The 10,994-nt window shown below is 74.2% G+C and carries 7 protein-coding genes; 4 read left to right on the top strand and 3 right to left on the bottom strand.

The window, feature by feature from the left end:
- Positions 1-81: 81 nt before the first annotated feature.
- Positions 82-804 (bottom strand): TetR/AcrR family transcriptional regulator, encoded by a 723-nt coding sequence (locus tag F1544_RS18045; protein ID WP_167587515.1) that lies wholly within the window; start codon positions 802-804, stop codon positions 82-84.
- 103 nt (positions 805-907) lie between these two features.
- Between F1544_RS18045 and F1544_RS18050 the strand changes: the two genes are divergently transcribed.
- The 4 genes from F1544_RS18050 (at position 908) to F1544_RS18065 (ending at position 8,868) form a co-directional block, all read left to right on the top strand.
- Complete coding sequence (locus F1544_RS18050) at positions 908-3,385, top strand: MFS transporter (RefSeq protein WP_167587516.1); 2,478 nt, start codon at positions 908-910, stop codon at positions 3,383-3,385.
- A 352-nt stretch (positions 3,386-3,737) separates the two neighbouring features.
- The gene (ileS, locus tag F1544_RS18055) at positions 3,738-6,983 is read left to right on the top strand and encodes an isoleucine--tRNA ligase (protein ID WP_167587517.1); all 3,246 of its coding nucleotides are present in this window, start codon (positions 3,738-3,740) and stop codon (positions 6,981-6,983) included.
- A gap of 128 nt (positions 6,984-7,111) precedes the next feature.
- Positions 7,112-8,509, top strand: coding sequence for a bifunctional folylpolyglutamate synthase/dihydrofolate synthase (locus tag F1544_RS18060; protein WP_167587525.1), 1,398 nt, complete (start codon positions 7,112-7,114; stop codon positions 8,507-8,509).
- Positions 8,506-8,868 carry a DUF4233 domain-containing protein gene (locus tag F1544_RS18065; protein WP_167587518.1) on the top strand — a complete coding sequence of 121 codons (363 nt, stop codon included), beginning with the start codon at positions 8,506-8,508 and terminating at the stop codon, positions 8,866-8,868. The genes F1544_RS18060 and F1544_RS18065 overlap by 4 nt, the downstream gene beginning before the upstream one ends.
- Positions 8,869-8,946: 78 nt before the next feature.
- Here the strand turns inward: F1544_RS18065 and F1544_RS18070 are convergent, their stop codons facing one another.
- Both F1544_RS18070 and F1544_RS18075 read right to left on the bottom strand, forming a co-directional pair.
- Complete coding sequence (locus F1544_RS18070; RefSeq protein WP_167587519.1) at positions 8,947-10,395, bottom strand: sugar porter family MFS transporter; 1,449 nt, start codon at positions 10,393-10,395, stop codon at positions 8,947-8,949.
- A gap of 102 nt (positions 10,396-10,497) precedes the next feature.
- A complete protein-coding gene (locus F1544_RS18075) occupies positions 10,498-10,752 on the bottom strand; it encodes a hypothetical protein (RefSeq protein ID WP_167587520.1) in 255 nt (84 codons plus the stop codon).
- Between the last annotated feature and the right edge of the window lie 242 nt (positions 10,753-10,994).

The raw sequence follows: 10,994 nt of genomic DNA on the forward strand, positions 1-10,994 counted from the left end.
CTACGCGGCGGGCCCAGGTATGCGGTACCGGCGGTGACAGGTACTTGCCCGGACGGCGCAGCGGCCCGCCCGGGCGGGGGCTCAGTCGCGGCGTCCGTGCTTGCGCCGGCCCATGGCCTCGGCGAGCTCCTCCTCGTCCAGCGGCCGGCCCGGCAGGGCGGCGCACCCGCCGGGCGGGCAGCGCAGGCCGTCCAGCAGCACGGCGAACAGCCGGCGCCAGTGCTCCGGGTGGGCCGTGCCACCGATCTCGGCCGCCACCTGCACCGCCTCCAGGGTCGTGACGACGTCGCTCGCGGCGACGTCGGGGCGCAGCTGGCCGCTCTCCTGCGCCCGCCGCAGCAGCCCCTCCACGCGGGGCGCGAGCTGGCTGCGGGCCAGGGCCACGCCCGCGCGGCCGTGGTGCGGGGACATGACGACCTGGCGCAGGCCGCGGTCCTCGGCCATCCGCTCGCTGGAGGCCACGAGGAACCCGGCCAGGCCCTCCCACGCGTCCTCGGCCCGCGCCGCCTCCTCGGCCAGCTCGACCAGGCCGGTGATGCGCTCCTCGAAGAGCGCCTCGACGAGGGCGTCCTTGTCGGGGAAGCGGCGGTAGACCGTGCCGACGCCGAGGCCCGCGGCGTGGGCGACGTCGTCGAGGGTCGCGGCGAAGCCGCGGTCGGCGAAGACGTCGCGGGCCGCGTCGAGCAGGCGCCGGCGGTTGCGCTCGGCGTCGCGGCGCAGCGGGCGCGCCGTGTCGGCCGGTCCCGCACCGGCGGCCGGCGGCCCGGGCGGTCCCGCGTCGGCGCGGGGGAGTCGTTCGCTCACCCGTCCAGGGTAGACCGCGGAAGCGGAGGCGCCGACTCAAGTTCCGGTGCTAGTCTGCGTCGAAGCGGAGAAGAAGTCTCCGCGTCACCAGGAGGCCCTCCCCATGCAGACCCCCGCCCCCGTGGCGGTCGCCGGCGACGGCGGCTCCGCCGACGCGACGGACACCGGATCGCACCGCGCGAAGTGGATCGTGCTCGCGGTCCTCTGCCTCGCGCAGCTGATGGTCGTGCTCGACGCGACGATCGTGAACATCGCGCTGCCCACCGCCCAGCAGGACCTCGCCTTCTCCGACGAGGACCGCCAGTGGGTCGTCACGTCCTACGCGCTGGCCTTCGGCAGCCTGCTGCTGCTGGGCGGGCGCCTGTCGGACCTGCTGGGCCGCAAGCTCATGTTCCTCGTGGGCCTGGTCGGGTTCGCCGCCTCCTCCGCACTGGGCGGGGCCGCCGAGGGGTTCGGGACGCTCATCGTCGCCCGCGCCCTGCAGGGCGCCTTCGGCGCGATGCTCGCCCCCGCGGCGCTGTCGCTGCTGACCACGACCTTCACGGACCCGCGGATGCGGACCAAGGCGTTCTCGATCTTCGGGGCCGTGGCCGGGGCCGGCGGCGGCATCGGGCTGCTGCTCGGCGGCCTGCTGACCGAGCACCTCTCCTGGCGCTGGTGCCTCTACATCAACGTCGCGCTCGCCGTCGTCGCGGTCGCGGCCGGCGTCGTGCTGCTGACGAACGACCGCTCCAAGGAGCGGCCGGTCCTCGACTGGTGGGGCACGGTCACCGCGATCCTCGGCCTCGTCGGGGTCGTCTACGGCCTGGCGAACGCCGAGTCAGACGGCTGGTCGAGCCCGAGCACGTGGGGCTTCCTGGTCGCGGGCCTCGTGGTCCTCGTGGTCTTCACCGTCCTGCAGAGCCGCGTGGCGCACCCGCTGCTGCCGCTGCGGATCGTGCTGCACCGCAACCGCGGCGGCTCCCTCGTCGCCCTCGCCGTCACGGGCGCGGGGATGTTCGGGGTCTTCCTCTTCCTCACGTACTACATGTCCAACAGCCTCGGCTACAGCCCGGTCCAGACCGGCCTGGCGTTCCTGCCGATGATCGGCGCCATCTCGGTCGCCGCGGCCCTGCTGGGCGGGCCCCTGCTGGCCCGGGTCGGCCCGAAGCCCGTCATCAGCGCCGGGATGCTGCTGGCCGCCGTCGGCATGGTGCTCCTGACGGGCATCGAGCTGGACTCCGCCTACGCCTCCGCGATCCTGCCGGGCCTCATCGTCCAGGGCCTCGGCCTGGGCCTGGTGTTCTCCGCGGCCATGGCCACGGCGACGCAGGGCGTGCGCGCCGACGACGCCGGGGTGGCCTCGGCGATGGCCAACACCACCCAGCAGATCGGCGGCTCGATCGGCACCGCGCTGCTCAGCGCCTTCGCGGGCACCGCGGCCTCGGACTGGATCGCCGAGAACGTCGCGGGGGCGCCCTCGCCCGAGCAGCTCGCCGAGGCGACCCTGGCCAGCTACCACACGGCGTTCTGGATCTCGGCCGGGATCTTCGCCGGCGGGGCCGTGGCGTCCTTCCTGCTGCTGCGCCGCGGCGTGCCCGACGAGGCCGGCGCGGACGCCCCGGGGGAGGGCGCGCACGTCGCCTCCGTCGCGGTCCCCGCCGAGGCCCCGACCGCCGCGAACCCGACCGCCGCGACCCCGCGCGGCGCGCACCGCGCGCAGCAGCCGGTCCCCGCGGCTCCGGACTCGGCAGCTCAGGAGACGGCAGCTCAGGAGACGGCGGCCGAGGTCCCCGCGGCCCGGGTGCCCGCGCAGGGCGTCCGCAGCGACGTCGGCCTCACGGTGTCCGGGAGCGTGCGGCAGCACGGCGGCCGGGCCCTGCCCGGGGCGGTCGTGACGCTGACCGACAAGACGGGGCGCCAGGTCACGCGCACCACCAGCGGCCCCGACGGCTCCTACGCCCTCGCGCTGCCGACCGGCGGCACGTACCTGCTCATCGTGGCGGCCGCGCACGTGCAGCCGTCCGCGACGCTCGTCGCGGTCGGCGGCACCTCGGTGCGCCGGGACGTGCTGCTGTCCGGGCGCGCCTCGATCGCCGGCCGCGTCGAGAGCCGCGACGCCGCCTCGGGCGCGCTCACGCCCGTCGCGGGGGCCCTCGTCACCCTGACCGACGTGACCGGCGAGGTCGTGGGCTCCACGCGCACCGACGCCGCCGGGGGCTACGCCTTCGCCCAGCTCCTCGGCGGCAGCTTCGTGCTGACGGCGCAGAGCGACGCGCACCGCCCGCTGGCCCGCGGCGTGGAGATCCCCGACAGCGGGGGCCTGGCCTGCGACCTGCAGCTCACCGGCGGCGGGCGCCTGGCGGGCACCGTGGTCGCCGCGAGCGACGGCCGCCGGGTCCGCGAGGCCTCCGTCACCCTCGTCGACGCGCAGGGCGAGGTCGTCGCCGCCGCGGTCACCGACGACGAGGGCGCCTACTCCTTCGACGACCTGCCCGGCGGGCAGTACACGCTGACCGCGGCGGGCTACGCCCCGGTCGCGACGAGCGTCGACGTCGAGGAGGACGCGGTCGCGGCCGCGCAGGTCGAGCTCGGCCGCTGACGCCCCGCCTTCCGGGCCCGTCCCCGTCCGGGGGCGGGCCCTGCGCGCGCCGGGGTGGTGGTGCGGGCCGCGCCGGAACGGGGAAGCCCCGGCGGGGCGGCGCGGTTAGACTCGGCGCACAGGCGTCGACCCGGCCATCACCGGCGAGCCTCCGGAAGAACGGGCCGTCCGCGGCCTGAGTAGAACCGGACGGGTCCGGCCCGTGACAGCCGGACGACGAGCGGTCGTCGTCGCCGTCCCCCGGTGCGCCGGGGTCCGGGGTCGATGGCAAGCGGGGTGGTACCGCGGCACCGCCGGACCCGGCGGGAGTCGTCCTCGCAGGTGGCTGATGCACTTGTGCGAGGAGTGGACGATGTCCGACGCGGTGTCCGACCCGGTGTCCGACGCGACGACCGGCGAGCAGACCACGGCGACCCCCGGTTCGGGGCCCCGGTTCCCGGAGATCGAGCAGCGCGTCCTGGAGTCCTGGGCGGCCGACGGCACGTTCAAGGCGAGCGTCGAGGCGCGCCGGGGCGGCGCGGCGGGTGAGTTCGTCTTCTACGACGGCCCCCCCTTCGCCAACGGCCTGCCGCACTACGGCCACCTGCTGACGGGCTACGTCAAGGACGTCGTCCCGCGCTTCCGCACCATGCGCGGGCAGCAGGTCGACCGCCGCTTCGGCTGGGACTGCCACGGCCTGCCCGCCGAGGTCGAGGCCGAGCGGCAGCTGGGGATCACCCACAAGTCCGAGATCGAGGAGCTGGGCGTCGCCCGGTTCAACGACGCCTGCCGCACCTCGGTGCTGAAGTACACGCGTGAGTGGGAGTCCTACGTCACCCGGCAGGCCCGCTGGGTCGACTTCGAGGACGACTACAAAACCCTCGACACCGACTACATGGAGTCGGTGATGTGGGCGTTCAAGACGCTGTGGGACAAGGGGCTGATCTACGAGGGCTTCCGCGTGCTGGCCTACTGCTGGCGCTGCGAGACCCCGCTGAGCAACTCCGAGACCCGCCTCGACGACGTCTACCGCAACCGGCAGGACCCGGCCGTCACGGTCGGGTTCCGGCTCACGGGCGACGGCGGGCACGAGGAGCTGGCGGGGGTCCTGGCCCTGATCTGGACGACCACGCCGTGGACCCTGCCGAGCAACCTCGCCATGGCCGTCAACCGCGACCTCGACTACGTCGTCGTCGAGGGCAGCGGCGAGCACGAGGGCCGGCGCTTCCTGCTGGCCGAGGCGCGCCTGGCGCACTACGCCCGCGAGCTGGGCGAGGACGCGGCCGAGCGGGTCGTCGGCCGCTACCGCGGCGAGGACCTGCTGGGGGTGCGCTACACCCCGCCCTTCGACTACTTCGCGGGCCGCGAGAACGCCCACCAGGTGCTGGCCGCCGACTACGTGACGACCGACTCCGGCACGGGCGTCGTGCACATCGCCCCCGCGTTCGGCGAGGAGGACAAGCTCGTCACCGACGCGGCCGGCATCGTCCCCGTCGTGCCCGTCGCCTCCAACGGCACGTTCACGTCCGAGGTCCCCGACTTCGCGGGCCTGCACGTCTTCGCCGCCAACAAGGAGATCTCCCGCACGCTGCGCGACGGCGTGCTCAGCGGGGCGCTGCTGCTGCGCCTGGAGACCTACGACCACCCGTACCCGCACTGCTGGCGCTGCGGCAACGCGCTGATCTACCGCGCGGTGTCGAGCTGGTTCGTCGCGGTCACGCAGATCCGCGACCGCATGGTCGAGCTGAACCAGCAGATCACCTGGGTCCCCGAGCACGTCAAGGACGGGTCCTTCGGCAAGTGGCTGGAGGGCGCGCGGGACTGGTCGATCAGCCGCAACCGCTACTGGGGCAGCCCCATCCCCGTGTGGACCTCCGACGACCCGGCCTACCCCCGCGTCGACGTCTACGGCTCGCTCGACGACCTCGAGCGCGACTTCGGCGTGCGCCCGGCCGACCTGCACCGCCCGCACGTCGACGAGCTGACCCGCCCGAACCCGGACGACCCGACGGGCCGCTCGACGATGCGCCGCGTCCCCGAGGTGCTCGACTGCTGGTTCGACTCGGGCTCGATGCCGTTCGCCCAGGTGCACTACCCGTTCGAGAACCGCGACTGGTTCGAGAGCCACTACCCGGGCGACTTCATCGTCGAGTACATCGGGCAGACGCGCGGCTGGTTCTACAACGTGCACGTGCTCGCGACCGGTCTCTTCGACCGGCCGGCGTTCCGCACCGCGGTGTCCCACGGGATCCTGCTGGGCGACGACGGCCGCAAGATGAGCAAGTCGCTGCGCAACTACCCCGACGTCAACGAGGTGCTCGACCGCGACGGCTCCGACGCCATGCGGTGGTTCCTCATGAGCTCACCCGTCCTGCGCGGCGGGAACCTCGTCGTGACCGAGCAGGGCATCCGCGACTCCGTGCGGCAGGTCCTGCTACCGCTGTGGAACACGTGGCAGTTCTTCCAGCTGTACTCCTCCACGTCGAGCCACACGCCGCGCTGGCGCACGAGCTCGACCGAGGTGCTCGACCGCTACGTGCTGGCGAAGCTGCACGACACGGTCGTGGGCGTGACGGCGCAGCTGGAGGCGTACGACATCGCCGGGGCCTGCGAGAGCGTGCGGCAGTTCCTCGACGTGCTGACGAACTGGTACGTCCGGCGCTCGCGGTCGGCCTTCTGGGACGGCGAGTCCGAGCAGGCGAAGGCCGCGCTGGACACCCTGCACACGGTGCTGGAGACGACGACGCGCCTCGTCGCCCCGCTGCTGCCGCTGATCGCGGAGGAGGTGTGGCGCGGGCTCACGGGTGGCCGCTCGGTGCACCTGGCCGACTGGCCGGACCCCGTGGACCTGCCCGCGGACCCGGCGCTGGTCGCCGCCATGGACCGCGCCCGCGCGGTCTGCTCGGTGGCCCTGTCGCTGCGCAAGGGCGCCGGCCTGCGCGTGCGGCTGCCGCTGACGCGCCTGGAGGTCCTCGACGCCGACCCGTCGGCGCTGCAGGACTTCGCGCAGCTCGTCGCCGAGGAGGTCAACGTCCGCGAGGTCGCCCTCGGCACGCCGGACCGCATCGCCGAGTTCGGCGTCGTCGAGCGCCTCACGGTCAACGCGCGCGCCGCCGGCCCGCGCATCGGCAAGGAGGTGCAGACCGCCATCCGCGCCGCCAAGGCGGGCGACTGGCAGGAGCAGCCCGACGGCACGGTCGTCGCGGGCGGCATCGCGCTGCAGGACGGCGAGTTCGAGCGCACGCTCGTCGTCGAGGGGGAGGACACGGGCCGCGCCACGGCCCCCCTGCCCGGCGGCGGCTTCGTCGTCCTCGACACCGCGGTCACGCCCGAGCTGGCCGCCGAGGGCATCGCCCGCGACGTCGTCCGGCTCGTGCAGCAGGCCCGCCGCGACGCGGGGCTCCACGTCTCCGACCGCATCCGCCTCACGGTGGCCGCGGACGGTCCCGTGTGGGCCGCGGTGGTCGCGCACCAGCACCTCGTCATCGACGAGACGCTGGCCCAGCAGTTCGGTTCGGCCGGGTCCGCCGACGTGCTCGCCCGCGAGGCGGCCACGCTGGTGGGGACGGTCGAGGGCCACGAGGTCCGGATCCAGGTGGAGAAGGCGGAGCAGCGGTGAGCGGAGACGACGACGAGTTCGGGGACCGGTTCCTCGACGGTCCCCTCGAGGGTGACGACGAGCGCGACGACGACGACGCGGGGGAGGCCTCGGAGCCGCCGCGCCGCGACGGCAGCAGCGGGGCCGAGATGGACCGCGTGCGCGCGGCCCGGCAGCGCCCGCAGGAGGACGACCCCCGCTTCGACGACGTCGTGGCGGGGATCCTCTCCCGCAACCCCGAGCACAAGATCCACCCGAGCCTCGACCGGGTGCGCGAGGCGTGCGCGCTGCTGGGCGACCCCCAGCTGAGCTACCGGGTCGTGCACCTCGCCGGCACCAACGGCAAGACGTCGACCGCGCGGATGGTGGAGCGCCTCGTGCGCGAGCACGACCTGCGCACGGGCCGCTTCACCAGCCCGCACCTCGTCGACGTCACCGAGCGGATCTCGATCGACGGGGAGCCCGTGAGCCGCGCGGCGTTCGTCCGCGCGTGGGACGACGTGGAACCCGTCGTGAGCATCCTCGACGCGCGCGCCGCCGAGGAGGGCCTGCCGCGGCTGAGCTTCTTCGAGGTGCTCACGGTCATGGCGTTCGCGGCCTTCGCCGACGCGCCCGTGGACGTGGCCGTCATCGAGACGGGCCTCGGCGGGACGTGGGACACGACCAACGTCGTGGTCCCCGACGTCGTCGTCGTGACGCCCGTGTCGATGGACCACGAGGCCTGGCTGGGCTCGACGCTGGAGGAGATCGCCGGGCAGAAGGCCGGGATCATCAAGCACGGCGCCACCGTGGTCCTCGCGGCGCAGGAGGAGGAGGCCGAGGGCGTCCTGCTCGCCAAGGCCGCCGCCGAGCGCGTCTCCCTCGTGCGCGAGGGCGTCGACTTCGGCGTCGTGACCCGCGAGCTGGCCGTCGGCGGGCAGCTGCTGACGCTGCGCACGCGCGGCGGGACGTACACCGACGTCCTGCTGCCGCTGCACGGCGCGCACCAGGCGCAGAACGCGGCCGTCGCCCTGAGCGCGGCCGAGGCCCTGCTCGCCCTGCCCGGCACCACGCTGGTGCCCGGGCTCGTCGAGGGGGCGCTCACCGACGTCACGTCGCCGGGGCGCCTGGAGCTCGTGCGGTCCTCCCCGACGATCCTCGTGGACTCCGCGCACAACCCCGGGGGCGCGCAGGCGCTCGCCGCGGCGGTCGCGGAGGCCTTCACGCTGACGCGGCTCGTGGGGGTCGTCGGCGTCGCGGGGGACAAGGACGTCGAGGGCGTCCTGCAGGCCCTCGAACCCGTCCTCGCCGAGATCGTCGTGACGCGGTCCTCCTCGCCGCGCTCCATGGACGTCGCGGAGCTCGCGGAGGTGGCCGAGGACGTGTTCGGGGAGGACCGGGTGCACCAGGCCGACCGGCTCGACGAGGCCCTCACGATGGCCGTCGACCTCGCCGAGGCCGACGGCGGTGCGGGCGGCGGTTACGGTGGTTCCGGGGCGGGCGTGCTCGTCGCGGGCTCCGTGGTCCTCGCGGGCGACGTGCGGCAGCTGCTGGGGCGGACCTCGTGAGGTCCACCAAGCGGACGCTGGCCGCGACGGCGCTGGCGGCCGAGGCGCTCGTCGTGTTCTTCGCGACGCTCGTCGCGAGCCGGCTCTCGGACGTCGGGCTCACGACGTCGCTCGTGGCGGGCGGGATCCTGCTGGTGCTGTGCGTGCTGTGCGCCGGGATGCTGCGCCGGCCCTCGGGCTACGCGCTCGGCTGGGTCCTGCAGGCCGTCATCATCGCGTCCGGGTTCTGGGTCCCGATGATGTTCGGCATCGGCGTCGTCTTCGCCCTCATCTGGTGGGCCGCGATCCACTGGGGCGGGAAGATCGAGCGCGAGCAGGCCGAGATCCGGCGCCTCATGAAGGAGCAGTCGGACTCCTGACCCCCCCGCCCTCCGTGATCTTGCAGGGATTACCTGCATGATCACGGAGGGGACGGGCTCGGTGGAGTGAGGGGATGGTCAGGCGCGGTTCGGGGTCCCGGACTCGGCGCCCATGTCCTCGAGCTCCTGGCCCTTGGTCTCCTGCACGGCCTTGCGGACGAACACGAACGACAGCAGGGCGAACACGGCGTAGAGGCCGTAGGCGAACTGCAGCCCCGCCTCGGCGAGCTTCGGGAAGCTCGTGGAGATCGCGAAGTTGGCCAGCCACTGCGCGGCCGCCGCGACGGCGAGGCCCGCGGCGCGGATCCGGTTGGGGAACATCTCGCCCAGCAGGACCCAGACGACCGGCCCCCACGTGGCGCCGAACGAGATGACGAAGAGGTTCGCGAAGATGATCGCGATGACGCCCCAGGGCTGAGGCAGGGAAGGGTTCTCGACGGTGCCCGTGGCCTGCGAGAAGGCGATCGCCATCATGGTCAGCGACACGAACATGCCCGCCGAGCCGAACGTCAGCAGCGGCTTGCGGCCGATCTTGTCCACCGTCGCGATGGCGACGAACGTGACGACGACGTTGGTGACCGAGGTGATGACCGACGTGGTCAGCGCGTCGGACTCGTCGAAGCCGACGGCCTGCCACAGCGACGTGGAGTAGTAGAAGATCACGTTGATGCCCACGGCCTGCTGGAACACCGAGAGCAGCAGCCCGACCCAGACGATGGGCTGCAGCCCGAAGCGCGGGCCGCGCAGGTCGCGCAGGCTCGGCTCGTCGTCCCGCTTGAGGCTCTGGCGGATGTCGTTGACCTTGCGCTGCAGGGCCTCGAGGCTGCGGGTGCCGAGCACCTCGCGCAGCACGTCGGTGGCCTTCTGCGTCTCGCCCTGGGCGATGAGGTAGCGCGGGGACTCGGGCACCTGCAGGGCCAGGAACACCCAGACCAGCGACGGGATCACCCCGACGAGGAACATCCAGCGCCACGCCTCGAGGCCGCCCCACGTCGTCTCCGACGCCGAGCCGGCCGTGTTGGCGATGAACGCGTCGGAGAGCAGGGCCGCGAAGATGCCGACCGTGATGGCCAGCTGCTGCAGCGAGCCGAGCCGGCCGCGGATGTAGGCGGGCGCCACCTCGGCGATGTAGGTGGGGGCGATGACGGAGGCCACGCCCACGCCCAGGCCGCCGATGACGCGCCAGATGATCAGGTCCCACGTCGCGAACGCGAAGCCCGAGCCGACCGCGCCGATGGCGAAGAGGAGCCCGCCGACGACCATGACGGCCTTGCGCCCGAACCGGTCGGCGATGCGGCCCGCGAACCAGGCGCCCACCGCGGCACCCAGCAGGGCGCACGACACGGCGAAGCCGGCCAGGTACCCGCTCAGCTTGAACTGCCCGTTGATGGCCTCGACCGCGCCGTTGATCACGGAGGTGTCGAAGCCGAAGAGGAACCCCCCGATCGCCGCGACGATCGAGATCATCACGACCTTCGTGGTCGTGTGCTCGTCGGCCGCGCGGCCGGCCTCTCGGTCGTCTGCCATCAGGGAGTCCTCGCTCGGATCGGGATCATGACGACGACGACTCTCCGCCCCTCGCCCCGCCCCCGCACGTCGAGCCCCTGCCGTGCCGCCGCGCGGCAGGGCTCAGGCGTCCTCGCCGCGGGCCGTCGCCAGGTCGTGGGCGGCCATGTCGACGGCCTCCTCGGCGCGGCGGGCGGCGTCCACGAGCCCCGCGAGCGCGGAGCCCTCGGGGATGCGCACGGAGCGCGCCGCGTACGCCTTGCCCAGCGACCTCGCCTCGGCCGCGAGGTCGGCCAGCACGTCGGCGGCCGCGTCGCGCGCCGCCCGCAGCGCCTCCTCCTGGGCCCGGGTGTCCTCCCGGTCGCTGCGCAGCGCCACGTCGTCCTCCTGCTCGTCGCCTCCTGGGGGAGCGCCATCCTGCCAGGGGCGGCGCGCGGGGGGTCCGGCGGCGTGGACCGGCCGGAGCGGCTCAGCCGGCGGGGCGGCAGGGGGACAGCGGGGTCCCCCGGGGGTCGAGCAGGGCCGCGCCGAGCGCGGTCCAGGCGGCGCCGGAGGACGTGGGGGCGCGGGCGTCCAGGCGCGCGGCCGCGGCCAGCAGGCGGGTGCGGGCGGCCTCGTCC

Source organism: Kineococcus rubinsiae (assembly GCF_011839805.1).
Taxonomy (GTDB): domain Bacteria; phylum Actinomycetota; class Actinomycetes; order Actinomycetales; family Kineococcaceae; genus Kineococcus; species Kineococcus rubinsiae.

Excerpts from the sequence above, each read along its gene's own strand:
- F1544_RS18050 (WP_167587516.1), top strand. The coding sequence starts at position 908 with ATGCAGACCCCCGCCCCCGTGGCGGTCGCCGGCGACGGCGGCTCCGCC.
- ileS (WP_167587517.1), top strand. The coding sequence starts at position 3,738 with ATGTCCGACGCGGTGTCCGACCCGGTGTCCGACGCGACGACCGGCGAG.
- F1544_RS18060 (WP_167587525.1), top strand. The coding sequence starts at position 7,112 with ATGGACCGCGTGCGCGCGGCCCGGCAGCGCCCGCAGGAGGACGACCCC.
- F1544_RS18070 (WP_167587519.1), bottom strand. The coding sequence starts at position 10,395 with ATGGCAGACGACCGAGAGGCCGGCCGCGCGGCCGACGAGCACACGACC.